This window comes from Mycobacterium sp. (genome assembly GCF_049608025.1).
GTDB lineage: Bacteria > Actinomycetota > Actinomycetes > Mycobacteriales > Mycobacteriaceae > Mycobacterium.
On the sequence record NZ_JBMYXC010000031.1, the window covers coordinates 22,680 to 42,722 of the forward strand.

The window sequence follows — 20,043 nt, forward strand, 5'->3', positions numbered from 1 at the left end:
TTCTATGGTGTCCGCGTCGCTGATGGTGTCTGTGTCGGAAGCGCTCTCAGCGGCTGACTCCGACGGCGACTCCGAGCCGGAACCCGAGGAGTCGCTGTCCTCCGCGCCGTCGCTGGACGCCGCGTCGCGACTTTTCGAGGCGGTCGTCGACGACGAATCGCTTGCCGGCGAGGAACTCGACGGTTCGGCGTAGGCGACGCCCGGCGTGGATGCCAGCGCCACCCCTACCCCCAGGGTTATCGCTAACGCTCCTACCCGACCGATGTGCCTGGCGTAACCCATTGGGGTTCCTTTCGATAAGCCGCGTCCTGGTGGTCGCGCGGTGGCAGTCAAGATCTAGCGATGGATCTAGCGGTGCCGAGCGGCCATCTCGCGACCACGAACCGACCTCGGCGACAACTCACGACACGGGCAGGCCTCGTGATCGGATGCTGTTGTCGTGACGGCATGGATGTCGCGCTCCCCCGGGTTAACTCGCTGACCCGTAAATTACGCCCTCGACAGGATTCGTCGTCGACGAATCGCCGAGTTGCTAGAGCGCCGAGTTAGTAGAGCACTGGTGCCGGTGCCGCGGCTTCGGTAGGCGCGGTTGAGTCAGAGGACGAACACCGCGCTGGCCGGATCGATTTTGCTCAGCGACAGATCGGCAAGCACGCCCGTATAGCCGAACCGGTCGGGATCTTGATCGTAGTAGAGATAGCCCGAGGCACGATCGTAGATGAATTGGCTGTCGTAATTGGCGTGGCCACCGCCAAGAAACCAGAAGCTGTCCACGATGTCCACCGCAACACTTGTTGCACCCGGCAAGGCGGTCTTATCGATCGCAATGATGTCGTTTTCCTGTCCTTCGGCCATGACCAAAGGTGTCTGGTGTCGACTCTTGAACAGCGAATCCAAAATAAATGTATCCGTGGCGTCAGACCCAACAAGCCGATCGCGGTGGTGGCTTCCCAGGAGGCCGGTATCGGATTGCGCCGGCGCACTGGAATAGAGCCACGTGCCCCCTTCGATCACGCTGTCACTGACGCCGTCGGAGGATCCATGGACGTAGATGTCGAGAGACACGGTATTGGGGATGTTGGTGAATTGGCCGGCCGTCTCGTCATTGGGGTAGGTGAAGAACCCCCAAACGCCATTTACTGCGGGGTAGCCATCGAGGTGCGCGGCCGTTCGCAACGCTATCGGGTATGGAGTACCGCCCGGGGCAGCTACTTCGTATCTCCAGAAGTCGAAATTGGTCTTGCTGGAAGAATATTCGTGGCCGGTGTAGGCGTAGGGGTAGACCGTGGAGCCTGCCTCCGGGTCTTCCGAAGTGATCGGGCCGTACTGCACGAAGTCCTGATACGAGGTCGGTACCCACCCCGATTTGTTCATGTGGATATTTGCCGGCGGTTGCTGCGACTGTGCTGTCCACACCTTGTCAGGACCAATGATTCGCTTGATCGTCGGTGGGGGCTGGGGTGCCCACGGCGTGCCGCCACTCCACACCAAGTCTTGATAAGGCCCTTTGGCGGCGGTGAGTTGACTTACGACTGTGTCGAAGTCGTTGAAGCCGTATGTGGCGCCACTCTTGGCGCCAGTCCATTCTGCGCCATGGGGAATAGTGAACTTGTACTGAACAGGCAGCGACCATTCATCGATATACGAAGTGTCGATGGTGTATTCGTAGCCACCGTTCGCCGGGTAGAGGAAGTACTCCAGAAAATTGTAGTTCAGGAACGAATTTCCAGCCGTCACCGCCGTTGGATTGAACGCGTCGACACCACTCGCCGAGTCGACGGGAAGGGTGAAACCCGCGTCACCCTCCACAATGTAGATGCGATTCTCAGGCGTACCGGGTGCGCCGGTGCCCACCGCAAGGGTCACCGCTGCGCTGGAGCTTTTCTCGATGGCAACGGGAACGAAATCCGCGGCGATGCTGTAGACACCCGAAGTCGGCAGGTTGTAGACCCAGATTTTCTTATCGGAGTTGTTGTGCACGGTGATCGATGGGGCTTGGTCGGCGGGTGCCGCACCACAGCTGTCGTCGTCGTTGCCGCAGAGGACCGGAATGACGGTGAGGCTGACTGTCGCGGCAGAAGGATTTGGGGGCGCCGGCAGACCGAGGCCGGTCAGAAGCTTGGTCAGGCCGGTTAGGAGGCCGCTGTTGGGGTGGACATGCCAGCGGTTGGCTGCGCTGGTGTCCTGGGCGAGGACGGTGAAGGTGTCGGTGCCACCGGTGCCGGCGAACTCGCTGTCCGGAGTGTAGGTGTACGTACCGTCTTCGGCGATCTGCACTTTCCCGTTGACGGGCGCGCTGGTCACCGCGTAGGTAATGACGTCGCCGTCGACGTCATGGCCACCGAGGTTGCCGGTGATCACGCCAGACCAAGGGTCAGCGGTGTAGCCGCTGAGCTCTAGCCGGGGTGCGGAGTTGAAGAAGGTGTAATGCAGTCGGCGCATGCCGACCCAGACGCCGGCGATCAGATCAGGTACCGGGAATTGCGGGACGGGCAGGTTCGGCGAAAGTGCGCCCAGCCCGAACCAGGACAGTGACTCGGTGAGGATCGAGGCCCAGGTCACCGGTGCGCTCACCCATTCGGGATAGTCCGGGCGGCTCATGGCGTCCGAAGCTGCCGCCGGTGAGTCGGGGGCAGACAGGGTAGCTGCCACCGGCGCTACGGCTGAGGTGGTCGTGGCGTCCACCGAGGTCGTCTGGCCGTCCGCCGGCTCTGGTGCGGGTGGCTCTGAAGTGTCGGGTGACATCCCGCCGGTCTCGGATGAGTCCAGAGTCTCGACGGCGGCGGTGGCTGCGAGGTCTGCTGACTCAATCGCATTCTCTGCCAACTGATCCGAAGAATCCGCATCGCGGTCTGAAACCGATGAGATCGCCTCTGGCTCCTCTGGCTCGGCAGAGTCGTCGGATTCGGCAGAGTCGTCTGGCTCGTCAGATTCGTCGGATTCGTCGGATTCGCCTGAGTCGTCTGAGTCGTCAGACTCGTCAGGGTCCTCTGGAATCGCCTCTGGCGCGTCCTCCCCTGCAGCGTCCGAGGTGTCCTGGCCAGGGGCCCCCGAAGTATCCGCGGAGCCGTCGTCCCCATCGGCGGCAGCGCCACCGCTGCCGGTGTCCGGCGAGGTGTCGGCACCCGATGAGGGGCCGGCCCCCTGCGAGGAGTCAGCACCTGAGGAGGCCGTGCCCGTGTCGGCCTGCGCCGCCGGCGCCGCCACCAGAGCTACACCCAGGCCTGCGGTGGCCGCACCGACCTGCAGCCAGCGCAGCACCGGCAAACTGCCGGCGTTGCGGCGACTGCGTCGACCGGAGTGACCCTGCCCGGAGTGATGCTGCCCCGTGTGACCCGGACCCCATGCGACAGCCACAGCCCCGACCTCCTATGACAGGTGACGTTTCTCATTAAACTCTCCGGCAAGCTCTGAGACCAGCGGGCCGGGCACGTCACATGCAGCCGGGCAACGCCACAACGACGGGCGTGTTGCCACAAGGTGCAGCACCGTAATGGAAGCACCGGCGCGCTGCGCACAGTGCGGGCCGGCAATTCCTGCCAGACTGGATAGTCCAATGGGCACGAATCACTCATCTGCGACAAGCGCAAGCCGCGCTGCTCGGGCGGTCGCGTCCGTCGTCGCCCTCGTCACGCTGAGCTCCACGCAGGGGTGTGCCGGGGATCGGGGCGTGCCGTTGGCATCGACCGAGCCGGTGGGTTCCCTCGAGTTGCTTACTGATCCCTTCCTTCAGATGCCAACGCGCAGTTCAGTCGAGGTGGCCTGGTTCACCGAGTTCGCAGGCGACTCCCACCACGTGCTGGTCGGTGCAGCGGTCGAGACGATGTCGGAGGCAGAACTGCGGGCGACCGTCACGCGGGGCGGCGCCTCTGGCATCGAGGTTTTCGCGGCGGAGTCCGGTCGGCTCTCTCGGGTGGCCGAGGATTCCGCGTCGAAGTTGCCCGGCAACGAGAAGCCGACGACTGGCGTCGTTGCGCGCGAGGTGTTTCGTCACCACGCGGTCGTCGCAGTGCCGGGCGCCGAACGGCGGCCCTACCGCGTTGTCAGCACCCGCGACGACCAGCTCGCGGGCTCGGGAACCTTCAGCCTGCGCAGTGCGCTCGAGCCCGGCGAGCCGGCCGTGATCATGCTGACCTCCGACCATCAGCTAAAGATCAACACTCCGGCCAACCTCGATTTCGCCGCCCGGACGATCACCGACGAGCTGGGTCCGATCGACGCCGTCTTCATGCCCGGAGACCTTGTCAACGTTCCCGACCGGGCATCGGAGTGGTTCGACGACGAGCGTGGGTCGGCGTTCTTCCCGGCGATGCAGGGCAACGCCGGCCGCAAAGCCAGCGACGGAAAGATCTACCGGGGTGGCGAAATCCTCCAGAACGCAACGATTTATCCAGCCATCGGGAATCACGAGGTGCAGGGCCGCATCGCCGGAAAGGCCTCGCTCCAGGATTCCTTCACCAACCCGGTGCCCCGCACGGTGGCTGAGAACGAGTACCGGAAGGTAGCCGAGGTCGTCAACCCGACCGATGACCCGGTCGTGAAAGCGCAATGGCTAGAGGATAATTCGTTCTCCACCACTACCTACGAGGAAATTTTCTCGCTGCCCGCCTCGGAGCCTGGCGGTGAGCGGTACTACGCCACCACCGTTGGTGACCTCCGTGTGGTGTCGCTGTTCGCAACTCGCATCTTCCGCTCCAACCAGGCAGATCCTGATCCCGCCGCCCGCGGCGACACCAGCAGATACCAGGAGGCGCGGGCCGATCTCGCCGATCCGCTCGCCCAGGGCTACGGCGAGTTTCTTTTCGAGGACCTCGCCGTCGGCTCCGAGCAGCATGGCTGGCTGGTCGACGAGCTGGACTCGGCCGAGTTCCGCGAAGCCAAGCACACGGTGGTCATGCTGCACGAGGGTCCGCAGGGCGTTGGCGTGAACGTGATGCCGCCCTTCGCGCATCCCGAGCGGATCGCCGATGTCGACAACCGTGGTGCGATCGTCGGAATCCGATACGAGTACCCGGCAGCCGAGAACATCCTGCTGCGCGACGTACTGCCGCTCTTTGAGGCCGCCGGGGTCGATCTCGTCTATAGCGGCCACAATCACCTGTGGAACCGGTTCGCGTCCAGCAACGGAGTGAATTACTTCGAGGGTTCCAACACCGGCAACAGCTACGGTGCCTTCGACGTGCCATCAGGCCGGGAACGCCCGGTCCCGCCGCCACCGTGGAACGCCGAAAACTATCTCGCCCTTGGTAATCCGGGGGCCCTCGACCCGGTTGCACCGGATATCGCGCCGCTCCGCAATGCCGACGGGGAGGTATTACCGTTCATCGCCGACGACAACTTCGTTGTGTTCCAGGCGCTGCACACCGGCACCGGCACGGTCACGAGCTGGTACGTCGACATGGGCGACCCACAGGCCGGGGCGGTCAGGTTCGACGAATTCAGCATGTAGCGAGTCGGCGGTTCAACCGGCGATTCAATAAGAGTTGCTCGGCGGGATCAGCGGACGTCCGGCGGCGGTGCCGGGTCGTACTGGATGTAGGTGCGCACCTCGCTTGCGCGGTCAGGGCCGGAAAGTCGTGCCACCAGGTGCAGCGCCATGTCGATTCCGGCTGAAACCCCCGCAGCGGTAATGATGTCGCCGTCATCGACAAAGCGCTCATCGCGCCGCACGGCGATGGTGGCATCGAGTTCGGTGAGCCGGTCGAGTGACGCCCAGTGGGTTGTCGCGGGCCGGTGGGAGAGCAGGCCGGCAGCCGCGTAGACCAGAGAGCCGGTGCACACGCTGGTCATCAACGGGACGTCGGCACGTCGGCGACGAACCCAATCCAGCTGCTCAGGATCCTGCAACTGCGGCCGCGTGCCTTGACCGCCTGGATAGATCAGCACGTCGAGATCGGGCGCGTCGGCGAAAGAATGGTGCGCCTGCAGCGCCAGACCCTTTGCGCACTGCACCAGACCCCCGGAGCGTGACAGACACGAGACGGCGTAGCCGTCTTCGGGAAAAGAACGGGTCCACGCGGCAAGGACCTCCCACGGCCCAACCGCATCGAGTTCTTCAACGTTGGGAAACAACACGATCCCGATGTGCTTTGCCGGAGTCATGTGCAGATTATCGACCAATGCGCGCCGTTCTGTGCCGTCTGGGCGCCCCCGGTCCCGGGGCGACCGGGCTACCGACGGGGGCCGGTCCGCGGGCGACGTCATTCGCGCGCGACGACGTAGGTGGGCGAGGAGGTATTCACAATTCCGCGCGCGGTGAAGGCCCGACTGAAATAGTGAAACCGCCGTGGTTTCCGCCGCGGGGTTCAGCAATTCAGGTGTCCGGCTAGCGGCGATCTCCCCTGAGCTCTTCTCAAGGGTGCACGGTGATCGACGCCGCCGATGCTCAAGGAAGGTAGTTCCGGATGATCGACAAGAACAAGCCTTGGTTCGCTCTCTACGACAAAGGAGTGCCCTACTCGGTTATCTACCCTCCGGTCGCGGTCAAGCAGCTGTTCAACAGCAACGCCGAAGCGCACCCCGACAAGGACTACCTGATCATCAACGACACCAAACTGTCCTACGGTTTGGTGAATCTGATGGCTCGGAAGGCCGCGAACAGCCTGGTTGGCCTCGGGGTGAAGAAGGGCGACCGGGTCGCCATCATGGCGCCCAACGTGCCGCAGTACTGCATCGCGTTCCAGGCATGCGCGAAGCTCGGGGCCATCGTGGCGCCGGTGAACCCCCTGGCGGCCACGCCCGAAGTGCACCACTACATCAAGGACAGCGGAGCAGAAACCATCATCGTGATGGCGGCGTTCTCGAAAGGTCCCATCGAGATCCTGAAAGCCAAGGATACCCCGCTGAAGAACGTGATCACGTTCCAGATTCAGGACATGCCCGTCGATGTGGAGAGCGGATCAGGCATCCACGACTTCAACGAGTTGGCCGGTAGCGGTTCTGAGGCGGAGCCCGACGTCGATGTTCGCCACACCGACACCCTCATGCTTCAGTACACCGGCGGTACGACGGGCCTGTCGAAAGGTTGTGTGCTGTCCAACGCCAACCTGGTGGCGATGGCCTATCAGGAAAACTACTGGCTCTCACCCGTCCTCGACCACGATGAAGATCTTCGCTGCCTGGCAGCTATCCCGCTGTACCACATCTACGGTTTCAACCTGAACATCAACATCAATTACGTGAACGGCGGGACCATCATTCTGGTGCCGCAGCCCAGCACCGAGAATATCCTGGCAGCGGTCAACCGGCACGAGCCCAACTTCTTTCCTGCGGTGCCCACCATGCTCATCGGCCTCAATCAGCATCCCGACATCGGCAGCTCGAAAATTGGTGCGATCAAGGGAGTCATCTCGGGGTCGGCGCCGTTGCCGGTGGAAGCGATGCGTACCTTCGAGGAGCTCTCCGGGGCGGTCATCACCGAGGGCTATGGAATGTCAGAGACCTCGAATGTCATCACTGGCAACCCCACTAAGACGGTGCGCAAACCCGGTGGGGTCGGTATACCGTTCCCGGACAACGATATCCGCATCGTCGATATCGACACCGGGACCAAAGACATTCCGCTCGGCGAGCCCGGAGAAATCATCGTCAAGGGTCCGACTGTGATGAGCGGGTACTGGAACAATCCGGCTGAGACGGCGAAGGTCCTGCATGACGGGTGGCTGACTACCGGCGATATCGGCTACATGGACACTGACGGTCACCTCTTCATCGTCGACCGAAAGAAAGACATGGTGCTCTCGAGCGGGTTCAACGTCTACCCGCGAGAGGTCGATGAGCTCATGTACACCCACCCCAAGGTGCTGCAGGCTTGTGCGTTCGGTGTCCCCGATGCAAAGCGGGGAGAAGCGCTCAAGCTAGCGGTCGTTCTCAAACCCGACCAGGAGATGACCGCGGCCGAGGTACGGGATTTCTGCAAGAAGAATCTCTCGGGGTACAAGGTGCCCACCGATGTCGTCTTCATGACCGAGCTCCCGGTCACTCCCATCGGCAAGCCTGACCGAAAGAAGATGCGCCAAATGGAGCTGGAGAGATGACAGAAGGGATTTCCGCTATCGCCGGCCGGCAGAAGACGTCAGGCGGATGAGCGAGTCCGATTCCCGCGATTCTCCGGAAAGTTTTACCTGCGAGGATATTCGGACCTCGATGACCGCGGAAGCGTTGCGCAAGGCGGTCGAGGATCACCTGCGGTATTCCCTTGGGCGCCCGGCAGCCTTGCTGGAACCACAGCACTACTACCACGCTCTCGCGCTGGCCGTGCGGGACCGCATGCAGCTGCGCTGGTCTGAGACCACCCAGACCTACCTCGACCTCAACGAAAAAGTGACCTGCTATCTGTCGGCCGAGTTCCTCATGGGGCCACACCTGGGCAGTAACCTTCTCAACCTGCAGATCGAACAGGAAGCTCGCGCCGCACTCACCGCGCTGGGCCAGGATTTCGACTCCGTGTTGGCCTGCGAGCAGGAGCCCGGCCTGGGCAACGGCGGGCTGGGGCGGCTGGCGGCCTGCTATCTGGATTCGCTGGCCACCCTGGAGCGCCCCGCCATCGGCTACGGCATTCGATACGAGTTCGGCATCTTCGACCAGGAGATCCACGATGGCTGGCAGGTGGAAACGACAGACAACTGGCTGGCGGGCGGAAATCCCTGGGAGATCGTCAAACCCGAGTTGAACTATCGCGTCGGCTGGGCCGGATACACCGAACGCTACGGCGACGAAAGCGGCCGTGATCGGGTGCGCTGGATTCCCAAACGTGTGGTCAAAGGCGTTTACTACGGCACTCCGATCCAGGGTTACGGGGTGAACACCTGCAACACGCTGACGCTGTGGAGCGCCAACGCCGTCAAGGCACTGGCCTTGGATGCGTTCAACGCCGGCGACTACTACCGGGCAGTTCAAGACCAAGTCGTGTCCGAGAACATCACCAAGGTGCTCTATCCCAACGACGAGCCTGAAGTCGGCAAGCAGCTCAGGCTGGCCCAGCAGTACTTCTTCGTATGCTGCTCGTTGCAGGACATCCTGCACCTACTGGAGGATTTTGCCGGGGTGTCGGCCCGGGAACTCCCAGACCGGGTCGCCATCCAGCTCAATGACACGCATCCCTCGATCGCCGTCGCCGAGCTGATGCGGTTGCTCGTCGACGAACGCGATTTCGGCTGGGACGACGCATGGCGGATCACCGTAGCGACGATGGGCTACACCAACCACACGCTGCTGCCCGAAGCGCTGGAAACCTGGTCGCTGTCCATGTTCGCCCGATTTCTACCGCGACATCTCGAGATCATCTACGAGATCAACCGCCGCTTCCTCGACGAGGTGCGCACCCGGTTCCCCGGGGATGAGGAACGGGTACGGCGCATGTCGTTGATCGGTGAGGAGGGTGAAAAGTGTATCCGGATGGCGCATCTGGCGACCGTCGGCAGCCATGCCATCAACGGGGTTGCGGCGCTTCACTCTGATTTACTGAAAACCACTGTGCTCAAAGACTTTTACGAGATGTGGCCGGCAAGGTTCAGTAACAAGACCAACGGCGTGACACCGCGCCGCTTCCTCGGCCTCGCGAATCCTGGGCTGCGCACCTTGCTCGACGACACCATCGGCGGGGGCTGGATGGTCGACCTGGAGCGGTTGCGGGCGCTGGAACCTCTCGCCGATGACCCCGAATTCCAGAGGCGTTGGCGCGCAGTGAAGCGGGCCAACAAGGCCCGGCTGGCCGACTTCGTCTTGGCGACCACCGGCGTAGGCCTCGACCCGGACTGGATGTTCGACATCCAGGTCAAGCGCATTCACGAATACAAACGCCAACACCTCAACGTCTTGCACATCATCTCGCTGTACAACCGGATCAAGCAAAATCCGGATCTTGACATCCCGCCACGCGCTTTTGTTTTCGGCGGCAAGTCCGCCCCCGGCTACGCGATGGCCAAGCTGATCATCAAGTTGATCAACGCCGTCGCCGAGACGGTCAACAACGACCCCGAAGTAAACGGCCGCATCAAGGTCGCCTTCGTCCCGAACTTCAATGTGGGAAACGCGCAACTGATCTACCCGGCAGCTGATCTGTCCGAACAGATCTCGACCGCCGGCAAGGAAGCTTCCGGCACCGGCAACATGAAGTTCATGATCAATGGCGCACTGACCATCGGCACCCTCGACGGCGCGAACGTCGAGATTCGCGAAGAGGCCGGTGAGGAGAACTTCTTCCTCTTCGGGTTGACGGTGCCCGACGTGCAGCAGGTGCTCAGTGGCGGCTACCGTCCGGGCCGATACATCCAGGGCAATGGGGAACTCGCGGAGGTTCTCGGTCTGATCTCCAACGGCCGCTTCTCCCATGGTGACACCGAGGTGTTCTCTCCACTGATCGAGAATCTGAGCCACCGCGACCCCTTCCTGGTGATGGCCGACTACGCCGACTACATCGCCTGCCAGCAGCAGGTGAGCGACACCTGGCGAGACACCGACGCCTGGACCCGCAAGTCCATTCTCAATTCGGCGCGCAGTGGCAAGTTCTCCTCGGATCGAGCGATCACCGAATACTGCGACGAGATCTGGAACGTGCAGGCGGTGACCGTCGAGGATTAGCTTTGACCCAGCCGACAAGCCCGCGCAATTCACACCACCGGGGACAGCCATGGACTTCGCGCAGCGCACGATCGACATTGCCCGCCGAAACGTAGCCGAAGGAGGTCGCCCCTTCGCGACTGTGATCGTCAAGGACGATGGGATTCTCGCCGAAAGCCCCAACCGAGTGGTCCAAACCAGCGACCCCACTGCGCATGCAGAGATTCTGGCTATCCGTGCGGCCTGCACCAAGCTGGGCACCGAACACCTGACGGGCGCGACGATTTACATCCTGGCGCACCCGTGTCCGATGTGTCTGGGCTCGCTGTACTACTGCTCGCCCGATGAGGTTGTCTTCTTGACCACGCGCAATAACTACGAGCCCTACTATGTTGATGACCGCAAGTACTTCGAGCTGGACACCTTCTACGGCGAATTGGCCAAACCATGGGACCAGCGGCGCCTGCCTATGCGCTATGAACCTCATGCGGGCGCAATCGAGGTCTACAGGTATTGGCAAGACCGCAACGGCGGTGATCCATCGGTTACGGCGCCGCGACGGACGGGCCGGACGGAGGACGGCCGCCCATGATGGCCAGCCCCCAATTGAGGTGCCCGTGCCAGACGGTGGCGATATGCCCGCCCTGGACCGCTGGTTTCGGATCCGAGATCGGGCCACCGAGCGCACGGATGGCAGCGACAGTCCGATCTAGGTCGGCGGACCACAACGCAAGCCCGATCAGCGTCGGCTCCGCACCGGCGGCAACCACCTCGATGAAGGCCTCCCCCACGCGGAAGAAGGCCATTTCCGGCCCGCTCGGGCCGCGCGGATGAAAGCGGCGGCGTGGCTCGATGCCCAGCACCGCAGTGAGAGCAGCGATGGCTGTGTCCAAGTCGCGCACGGTGTACACAATGTGATCGACGTGGGTCACGCCGTTGGGGTGCGCTGGGCCTTTCGCCGCTGAACAGCGCCCTGTGGGCACACCCAGAATCGACGGGTCAGAACGGATGTCGTCGAAACCCCAGGACCTATCGCTGGTGAACTCACAGCGCACCTGACCGATTTGGACCGCGCGATCCTCAACAGCAAATCCGAGCGTCGACCACGCATGCTCGCCGCCCGGAACGCCGAGCCGGGTAAGTGTGGCCACGGCGATTCACCTTAACCGAATCGTGGGAGGCCGCCGGAGTGGAAGCCTTGCGAATTACCCCAGCGAAGCGCCTTGGCGTCAACTCAGGCCGGCGCTGTCTACGATGCGGTCATGGCCTGGCTGAACACTTGGTGGCAGAACGACGTTATCGAGGGTGACAAAGGCCCGCTGATGCTCAGCTTCGTCGCGTTCGTGGTGACCTTCTTGACTACCCGAACGATTACCCGCCTGATCCGTGCGGGCAAAGGCCCTTTCCACAACGTCAGCACCGGCGGCGTACACATGCATCACTCGACCCCAGGGGTACTGCTGCTCATCTTCGGCGGATTCGCCGCCGTCGGTGCACCACCGCGGTCGGTGTGGATCTACATCGCCGGCCTGCTGGTCGGAATCGGTGCCTCTCTGGTGCTGGACGAGTTCGCGATGATCTTCCGGCTCCAAGACGTCTACTGGACGCAGGAGGGGCAGCTTTCGGTGAACATGGTCACGTTGGCGGCCGCCTGCGTCGGTCTCGCGGCGGTGGGAGTGTCTCCGATGAAAATGGACGAAATGCCCGCCGACATAGCCGCCGTCCGCATCGGGGCGGTCGGGGTATTGCTCGTCCACTTCGCGCTGGTCGCGATAACCGCCCTCAAAGGCAAATACCCCACCGCGCTGATCGGCCTGTTCGTCGCCCCCATCGCCTGGCTTGCCGCCTTCCGGCTCGCGCGCCCGACATCGCCGTGGGCGCGCTGGCGCTACAGTTCGGCCAAACTCGCGCACGCCCGGCGACGGGCCGCCGAATTCGACAAGAGGTGGGCCCCTGTCCGCCGGCACTGGGACGACTTCATCGGTGGCACACCGACACCCGCCGATGGGCAGGCCGTCGAGAAAAGACCGGGCGGTTAGCCGGACGGCCGGGGCAGACGTTTGCGATGCTGAGTTACATGGCTCTTCTTCCCCGCCGGATCGCTGCGGAGCTGGAAGCGAAACTGCGCAGTCCGAAAGCCGCTGCCGCTGCAGTGGGACTCGAGAACGCCCTCACCAAGCGGCGGCGCGACCAGAAGATGCAGTCGGGAGCGTTTCGGGGCATGCATGTCGTGGTCTATCGCGGCTTCGTCGCTGACGACGTGGCGAAGGTCCGCGTTCGCGTGCTCGAGATTCCAGAACTGCCTGGCGACAGCCGCATCCCGTACTGGGAAGTCGCTCAGACCAATCTGCGCCGGCACGCCGCGCTGCGCATAGTCGGTGTCGAAGTCGAGTTACGCATCGGAAAGTACAGCGCCAAGGAGGTCACCGACAACCACGGATTCGCGAACTTCTCGCTACCGGTTCCGGCCCTGCGGGTCGGATGGCACGATGCCCACGCGGTCACCACACCCATTGAGGACGGGGAATCGGCTTGCGGCACCGGGCGGGTGATCAAGCCGTCGCTCAAGGCGCCCTTCATGGTGATCTCCGACATCGACGACACAATCCTGCTCACCGGTCTGACCGAGGGTTTGTCCATGGTGACACGGACGCTGCTGCGCCAGGCCGACCAGCGCACCGCCATACCGGGCATGTCCTCGTTCTACCGGGGTCTTGTCCGTGGCGTGTCCAACCGCGCGGGGAATCGCAGGCCGGGGCCGACCTTCTTCTATGTGTCGACCGGAAGCTGGTCTTTCTACCCGCTACTGCAGGAGTTCGCCCAGTTGCGCGCCTTCCCGCTGGGTCCGATGTTTCTCACCGACTGGGGTCCGACCGAGCGATACCTGCGGCGCAGCGGTGCTGAACACAAACGTACGGCGATCCGCCGACTCCTCAAGGCCTACCCGAACATGCCCTTCGTCCTGATCGGCGACAGCGGTCAGCGCGATCCACTGACCTACGAGGAGATGGCCCGCGAGTTCCCCGGACGCGCCAAACTGATCATCATCCGGCGGGTCGGAACCGACAAAGATGAACGCAACCGCGAATTGCGGGACCACGCAACGGCACTTCGCGCAGAGGGCATTCCGTTACACCTGGTGCCCGACGCAGCACACGCTGCGGAACTGGCCCATGCTGCGCGCCTGTGCGATGAGATCACGCTTTCGGAGGTCCGCACCGAACTGGGTCCGCTCTGACGAACGGCATGATCCAGATCGTCTGTGCCAGGTCCCGGTGTTGCCCCGTCGTCGAAACTGAATCGATCGCTTCGCGATCAGTGGTGAGCCGCGACACTGGCGCATATACCTAGGGGGGGTATATACTCAAGTCATGAAAACAGAGATGACAGCTTCCGACTGCACGAACCCGAACTGCACCTGTAGCCCCAATTGCGCGTGCGGGAAAGACTGCACATGCGGAACGACTGAGAGTAAGTAGGTAGGCCGCTACCGTCGGACCGGTTGGCGTCGGATTTTCTGGCGTCGGATTTTCTGGGGCCGGACTGACCGGGGCCGACGCAGTCGCGCACCAACCGCTCACCGCTTGCCCGCCGAAGGCTTATAGGCTGAGGACATGTCCGAGCAGCCCCCGCAGAAGGTGGCAGCGGCCGGCAAACTGGCGTTGCTCTGCCTGTTGGCCGGCGTGCTCGTCGCGGCTTTGATGTTTCCGCTGGCCGGTGGCGTCGGAGTGCTGGCCATGCGGGTCTCCGACTCGGTGAACGAGGACTCCGCACAACTTGCGCAGGGCGACGTTCCGAAAGTGTCGACGATGGTCGACGCCGACGGAACCCCGATCGCATGGCTGTACACGCAGCGCCGGTGGCCGCTGCCGGGCAATCGGATCGCCGACACCATGAAGCTGGCGATCGTCTCGGTCGAGGACAAGCGCTTCGGGGAGCACAACGGAGTGGATCTGCAAGGGACCCTCACCGGATTCTTCGGCTATCTCAACGCGGCCGAAGACGCCCGGGGCGGGTCGACGATCGAGCAGCAGTACGTCAAGAACTACCGATTTCTGGTTCAGGCGAAGACCGATGCCGACCGCCGGGCCGCAGTGGAGACCACACCGACCCGCAAGCTGCGCGAGATACGCCTGGCGTTAGCGCTCGACAAGGCGTTCACCAAGTCGGAGATTCTGGCCAGGTACTTGAATCTGGTGGCATTCGGCAACGGGGCCTACGGCGTGCAGGATGCGGCGCGAACCTACTTCGGCATCAATGCCATCGACCTCAACTGGCAGCAGGCGGCGCTGTTGGCTGGGATGGTGCAGTCCACCAGCGCGCTGAACCCCTACAAGAACCCCAAAGGCGCCTTGGCGCGGCGCAACGTCGTGCTCGACACCATGATCGAGAACCTGCCGGACAGAGCCGACGAACTGCGCGCCGCGAAGGCCCAGCCGTTGGGTATCTTGGCCAAGCCCGATCAGTTGCCGCAGGGCTGCATCGCGGCCGGTGATCGCGCCTTCTTCTGCGAATACGCGCTGCAATACCTGGCACGCGCGGGTCTCAGCAAAGAAGACGTGGCACGAAACGGATACCTGATCCGCACCACGCTCGACCCCAAAGTGCAGGCCAGCGTGAAAAAGGCCGTCGACGAGGTCGCCGACCCCACGACAAAGGGTGTCGCCAGCGTGATGAGCGTGATCACTCCGGGCAAGACTGCCCACAAGGTCGTGGCGATGGCGGACAACCGCACTTATGGCCTCAACATCGACGCCGGCGAGACCGTGCAGCCGCAGCCCTTCTCGCTGCTCGGCGACGGTGCCGGATCGATATTCAAGATATTCACCACCGCGGTCGCTCTCGAGATGGGGATGGGAACCAACGCCCAACTCGACGTCCCGAAAGTGTTTCGGGGAACCGGCCTGGGCAGCAGCAACACCCCAGGATGTCCACCCAAGACCTGGTGTGTGAAGAACGCCGCCGGGTTCCGCAGCCCGATGAACGTCCCGGATGCGTTGGCGCAGTCTCCCAACACGGCGTTCGCCGAACTGATTGCTCAAGTTGGCGTGCCGCCGGTGGTGGACATGGCAGTCAAACTCGGGCTGCGGTCCTACGCCGAACCCGGGACCGCCCGCGCCTACGACCCCGACAACAACGAGAGCCTCGCGGACTACATCAAGCGGCAAAACCTCGGATCCTTCACGCTGGGGCCCGTCGAAATCAACGCCCTGGAGCTGTCCAATGTCGGCGCGACGTTGGCCTCGGGCGGCATGTGGTGCCCACCGACGCCCATCGATGAGGTCCTCGACCGCCGCGGCCGCAAGGTGGCCGTTGAGACCGCCGCGTGTGAACAAGTGATTCCCGAAGGGCTGGCCAACACGCTGGCCAACGCACTGGGCAAGGACTCCACCAGCGGAACCGCGGTCGGTGCGGCGGGCTCGGTGGGCTGGAATCTGCCGATGTCCGGAAAGACGGGCACCACTGAGTCGCACAGGTCGTCGGGATTCCTGGGTTTCACCAACCAGTACGCCGCCGCGAATTACATCTTCGACGACACCCCGAAACCATCCGGTCTCTGTTCCTACCCACTGCGCAAGTGCAGTAACGGCAACCTGTTCGGCGGCAATGAGCCGGCCCGCACCTGGTTCCTGGCGATGGACCCGGTCGCCGAATACTTCGGTCCGGTGGCTTTGCCGCCCACCGACCCGCGCTTCGTGGACGGCGGTCCCGGTAGCAAGGTGCCCAGCGTGAAGGGGCTGAAGCTCGAGGCGGCACGCCAGCTCCTGAAGGACGCCGGTTTCCGAGTTGCCGACCAACCCTCGCCGGTCAATAGCTACGCGTCGAAAGGCGCCGTGACCGGAACCACGCCTAAGGGCCAAACCATGCCGGGCTCGATCATCACGATCAACACGAGCAGCGGAATCGCCCCAGCGCCGGTGTACCGGCCACCTCAGGTTTTCGGAGCTCCTGCACCGCCGCCACCACCGGCGGCCCCGCCACCACCGCTGTTCAACGTGATCGAGATCCCTGGGCTGCCACCGATAACATTGCCGATGCCGCCGCCACCACCACCGCCTCCGCCGCCAGGCTTGCCGCCACCTCCACCGCCTCCGCCGCCAGGCTTGCCGCCGCCTCCACCGCCTCCGCCGCCAGGCTTGCCACCACCGCCGCCGCCCCCAGGCGGGCCGCCACTGTAGGACAAGGTCAGCGGACTTGTGGTCTCGCCATGGCGGCCCAAGTCGCCGGCACCGCCAACGGTCGGCGAGTCTCCGGGATGGCGGTGATCGGCGGTTGGCCGATCAACTCGGGCAGGCGGCCCTCAGCCCTCGTTGAAGAACGGGTCCGGCAAGGCCGGATTCCGCAGTTTGGCCGCCGCGCCCGAGCCGGTGACGGGAAGGCCCGTCGGATCGAGAAGACCTATCTGAACAAGCACGTTGGCCTGGTCCCACATGATGTGTTCGTAGGCGACCTTGTCGCCTTCGATGCCGACGATCACAACGAACACCACTTCTACGCGCTTACCGGTCGGCTCGACTCCGGGCAGCATCCAATCCATTGTGCTGGTGTGCGTGAACGAGATGATGAGCTCATCGATGAGCCGTTCGGCGGAGTAGGTTCGCGATATCGTCTCGAAGATGACATCGGGTGGAAAAAACTGACCGATGAGACGATTCGCGTAGAACGCCCGAACTCCTTGTGGCCCTTGACCGCCCACCATCGTAGGGACATTGACAAGATGTGGTTTCGGTGCCATCGTCGCCAATGTCTGGTCGAGATCGCCGGCCAATTCCGCGTCCATGTGCGCACCGAAGATCGCGTCCAGTTTTTCGTGCAAACCCGGATCAGACATGCTGCCTATTCACGGATTGTCTGCCAGTGGCGTTGCCCACTCCGTGACGGTCTCGGTGGCGGCGGTGCCGCTCGGATCGCTCTGGAGCGGGGTCCCGCATGGGGCGAGCTTCCTCGCGGTGTCCCCCCTTGGGTGGCCGGGCCTCAGAGTCGTCTGCCCCGATCTGTTCAGCGCTAACCAGCAGGTCACCGATCCTGAAGTCCCCGCCCGAGACGTCTGGCAACCGCGGCTCTTGCACCTGCTTTGTCGCACCGTCCAACCGGAGTAGGTCGACGAAGACCTCCGCGACAATTGCACCGCCGAGGGGGCCGAGTTCCGCGCCCTCTGAAACCAACTCGGCTTCGCGCAGCATGTAGTACCACAGCGGTGTGCCCTCGGCGAAGACCGGCTCACCGACGATCGGAAGACCCATCGACTCAGCGGTCGCCTCGCCTGACGGCAAGTCGTAGAAGTTGCCACGCAGGAGATTTCGGAATGCGAGCACGTTTGACCCGCTACTTGCCGCACCCGGAATCGGCAAGTTGAAGAGCGACTCCGAGATCTTCGTGTCAATCGCCTCGCCAATCTGCGCAGGATTCTCGTCGCTTTCTCGCGGCAATTCACTGAAGAAGTTATTGAAGTCGATGACGAACTCGCTCGGCAGCTGACGGCCGCCGCGCAGATCGGGCACCTCGGGGTCGAGCGAGAACACCAGGGCGCCGTTGGTGTCGTTGATGGCGTAGCCATTCCGAATCTGGGAGTGTCCGAAGCGGAACGCGGCCACCGAGAACTCCACCGGGGTCATCGGGGATTCCTTGGACTCCGGCTGGTAGATCCCGTCCGAAACAGACTGGCTCAGAGCCTGATCCACGGCATCCTGGCCGACGATCTGGGGCAGGTAGTCGTTCAGCACGACGTATTGGTACGCACCGATCACCGTCTGCTGAGCCTTACCGAAGGACATCCCATCGTCTACCAGGGAGTTATGCAACTGGAGGAACGACAGGTGAATCTGGCTGACGATGAGGTTCTCGTCGTTGCGCGGCTCCACCAGGATGGCCGATCCATCGTCGTTGCGCGGCAGGTCGGGAGACACGCCGTCGGTCGCCGTGCCGATCACGAATTTGTCGCCGTCGTAAAGTTGCGCGCTTTCCTTTCGTCCGCCGCCGTAGACCGAGTCCAGGTCGAATGCGAATGTGCGGCCGTTCACCAGGCCGTCCACGTCGACGGTGTCGCTCGGCGGCGGCTCGGTGTCGAGGGTCAGGTCGTGGTCGATGAACTGGCCGAAGAACGTGAGGCCTGCTCCCGTTCCCTTGGGATTCTCGGTCGGCCCCTCCCCTAGCATGGTCTGCGCAAGGTCGGCCAATTGCTGATCTGTGAGCCCGTTGAGGGGCTCCAGGGGCCCCGGTGTCTCGGTATTTGCCGCAACGGGGAATATCCGCCCGAAGTTTGACGGCTGCGGGTCCACTGCGCGTCGGCGCGCCCAGGCTAGTGCCACCAACAGCGCCGGTGACTCGACCGGGGCGACAGGGTTGTCGGGCACGAAGGGACTCAGGCCCATACCTGTAAGAACCTTTGACACGACATTGGATACCGGGTTGGCGGCCGCCGATGGGTCGCTGAGTTTTTTCGGAACCGCTTCCGTTTCGGAAACATCCGTTTTGGCGGTGGCGACAGACCGCACCGTCGCAGTCTCCACAGCAGGCGCCACAGCCGAGGTCGCATTCGGCGACTTCACCGCTCCCGGCGCGGTGTGCGGCCGGGTGGCTGACAAGGAAGTCTCTGCGACGTCGACGGTCTTTATGCCGGGCTCGTTTGCCGAGCTTGACCCGGCCAATCCGGAACGGCTGGGTGTCGCGCTGCCCGAGGAATCTCTCGCCACCGCCGGCGCGGCCGGCGTCGAAGCCACTTCCGCCTTGGATGTCGGCCCGGCCGACTGCTTGGCGGGTGCTGCAATCGCGGCGGCAGGGGCGACCCTGGCCGGGGCGGGCGTCGACTCAACTGATGCGCTGGTGTCGATTCCCGAGGATATGGAGTCACTGTGCGCACGGTTGGAAGTCTGCCCAACCGTAGACCGGGCGCCTGACTGCGTGGAGTAACGCGGCGCAGAGGTCGAATGGGCTTGTGAGTCAACCGAATCCTGGGCACTTCCGGATACCGTCGAACGTGACGATGAAGCTCGCCGCTGGGGCTGGCGACTTGATTGCCGAGAACTCCGTGATGACCCACGAGCCTCCGATTCCGATGGCCCGCTCGAAGACGAAGACCGTGAAGACGAGGATTCCGACGACGAAGACCGTGACGACGAAGACCGCGACGACGAAGACCGCGACGACGAAGACCGTGAGGACGAAGACCGCGACGACGAAGACCGTGAGGACGAGGAATCCGAAGAGGACCTCGAAGACGAAGAGGACGACGACGAATCTGAGGAGCCGCGGTCGTTTGGCTTGGCCGACGCCACACCTGGCGTCGTAGCCACGGCGGCTCCGACACCGAGTGTGACCGCTAGGACACCCACGCGGACCTTCGTGTTTTTTCCGGCCGATGCGCTGGGTTGACGATGCCGTTTACTCATGGCTGGGTGTTGTCCTCTCGGTACGTACATACGGTCCGTATCGGCGAGGTCACTGGTCCAGGTTCGGGCGAGATGGCGGCAGATCCGGGACGCA

General features: G+C 63.3%; 15 protein-coding genes. 10 read left to right on the top strand and 5 right to left on the bottom strand.

From position 1 onward, the window contains the following. Positions 1-193 (top strand): hypothetical protein (locus ACPGXI_RS11705; RefSeq protein WP_526652988.1); only part of this gene is annotated, 193 nt, incomplete at its 5' end. 401 nt (positions 194-594) lie between these two features. Here ACPGXI_RS11705 and ACPGXI_RS11710 read toward each other — a convergent pair. Beyond that, positions 595-3,357, bottom strand: a complete 2,763-nt coding sequence (locus ACPGXI_RS11710) for an Ig-like domain-containing protein (RefSeq protein WP_526652990.1) — start codon at positions 3,355-3,357, stop codon at positions 595-597. Between the two features lie 313 nt (positions 3,358-3,670). Between ACPGXI_RS11710 and ACPGXI_RS11715 the strand changes: the two genes are divergently transcribed. Then, a complete protein-coding gene (locus ACPGXI_RS11715) occupies positions 3,671-5,449 on the top strand; it encodes a metallophosphoesterase family protein (RefSeq protein ID WP_526652992.1) in 1,779 nt (592 codons plus the stop codon). Between the two features lie 47 nt (positions 5,450-5,496). Here ACPGXI_RS11715 and ACPGXI_RS11720 read toward each other — a convergent pair whose 3' ends face one another. Then, positions 5,497-6,102 carry a DJ-1/PfpI family protein gene (locus ACPGXI_RS11720; protein WP_526652994.1) on the bottom strand — a complete coding sequence of 202 codons (606 nt, stop codon included), beginning with the start codon at positions 6,100-6,102 and terminating at the stop codon, positions 5,497-5,499. 302 nt (positions 6,103-6,404) lie between these two features. Between ACPGXI_RS11720 and ACPGXI_RS11725 the strand changes: the two genes are divergently transcribed. The 3 genes from ACPGXI_RS11725 to ACPGXI_RS11735 are packed head-to-tail and all read left to right on the top strand — an operon-like array spanning position 6,405 to position 11,152. After that, positions 6,405-8,036: a long-chain-fatty-acid--CoA ligase gene (locus tag ACPGXI_RS11725; protein WP_526652996.1), complete on the top strand. Its 1,632-nt coding sequence runs from the start codon at positions 6,405-6,407 to the stop codon at positions 8,034-8,036. Positions 8,037-8,082: 46 nt separating this feature from the next. Beyond that, positions 8,083-10,581 carry a glycogen/starch/alpha-glucan phosphorylase gene (locus tag ACPGXI_RS11730; RefSeq protein WP_526652998.1) on the top strand — a complete coding sequence of 833 codons (2,499 nt, stop codon included), beginning with the start codon at positions 8,083-8,085 and terminating at the stop codon, positions 10,579-10,581. A 49-nt stretch (positions 10,582-10,630) separates the two neighbouring features. After that, positions 10,631-11,152: a nucleoside deaminase gene (locus ACPGXI_RS11735; protein WP_526653000.1), complete on the top strand. Its 522-nt coding sequence runs from the start codon at positions 10,631-10,633 to the stop codon at positions 11,150-11,152. Here the strand turns inward: ACPGXI_RS11735 and ACPGXI_RS11740 are convergent. Beyond that, positions 11,106-11,711: a VOC family protein gene (locus ACPGXI_RS11740; protein WP_526653002.1), complete on the bottom strand. Its 606-nt coding sequence runs from the start codon at positions 11,709-11,711 to the stop codon at positions 11,106-11,108. The two genes, ACPGXI_RS11735 and ACPGXI_RS11740, sit on opposite strands and share 47 nt — an antisense overlap. A gap of 111 nt (positions 11,712-11,822) precedes the next feature. Between ACPGXI_RS11740 and ACPGXI_RS11745 the strand changes: the two genes are divergently transcribed. The 3 genes from ACPGXI_RS11745 to ponA2 all read left to right on the top strand — a co-directional run bounded on the left by ACPGXI_RS11745 (position 11,823) and on the right by ponA2 (position 16,739). After that, positions 11,823-12,599, top strand: a complete 777-nt coding sequence (locus ACPGXI_RS11745) for a hypothetical protein (RefSeq protein ID WP_526653004.1) — start codon at positions 11,823-11,825, stop codon at positions 12,597-12,599. Positions 12,600-12,637: 38 nt separating this feature from the next. Next, on the top strand, positions 12,638-13,798 hold the full coding sequence (locus tag ACPGXI_RS11750; RefSeq protein ID WP_526653006.1) for a phosphatase domain-containing protein: 1,161 nt from the start codon (positions 12,638-12,640) through the stop codon (positions 13,796-13,798). Between the two features lie 376 nt (positions 13,799-14,174). Continuing rightward, positions 14,175-16,739, top strand: coding sequence for a transglycosylase/D,D-transpeptidase PonA2 (ponA2, locus tag ACPGXI_RS11755; protein WP_526653008.1), 2,565 nt, complete (start codon positions 14,175-14,177; stop codon positions 16,737-16,739). Positions 16,740-16,861: 122 nt separating this feature from the next. On the opposite strand, the gene ACPGXI_RS11760 is transcribed toward ponA2, so the two are convergent. Together ACPGXI_RS11760 and ACPGXI_RS11765 are read right to left on the bottom strand one after the other, a co-directional pair. Continuing rightward, positions 16,862-17,392, bottom strand: coding sequence for a hypothetical protein (locus ACPGXI_RS11760; RefSeq protein WP_526653010.1), 531 nt, complete (start codon positions 17,390-17,392; stop codon positions 16,862-16,864). Continuing rightward, a complete protein-coding gene (locus ACPGXI_RS11765; protein WP_526653012.1) occupies positions 17,385-18,932 on the bottom strand; it encodes a peroxidase family protein in 1,548 nt (515 codons plus the stop codon). The genes ACPGXI_RS11760 and ACPGXI_RS11765 overlap by 8 nt, the downstream gene beginning before the upstream one ends. Positions 18,933-19,038: 106 nt before the next feature. Between ACPGXI_RS11765 and ACPGXI_RS11770 the strand changes: the two genes are divergently transcribed. Together ACPGXI_RS11770 and ACPGXI_RS11775 are read left to right on the top strand one after the other, a co-directional pair. Next, positions 19,039-19,470, top strand: coding sequence for a hypothetical protein (locus tag ACPGXI_RS11770; RefSeq protein WP_526653014.1), 432 nt, complete (start codon positions 19,039-19,041; stop codon positions 19,468-19,470). Positions 19,471-19,537: 67 nt separating this feature from the next. Continuing rightward, positions 19,538-19,849 (top strand): hypothetical protein, encoded by a 312-nt coding sequence (locus ACPGXI_RS11775; protein ID WP_526653016.1) that lies wholly within the window; start codon positions 19,538-19,540, stop codon positions 19,847-19,849. Positions 19,850-20,043 lie beyond the last annotated feature (194 nt).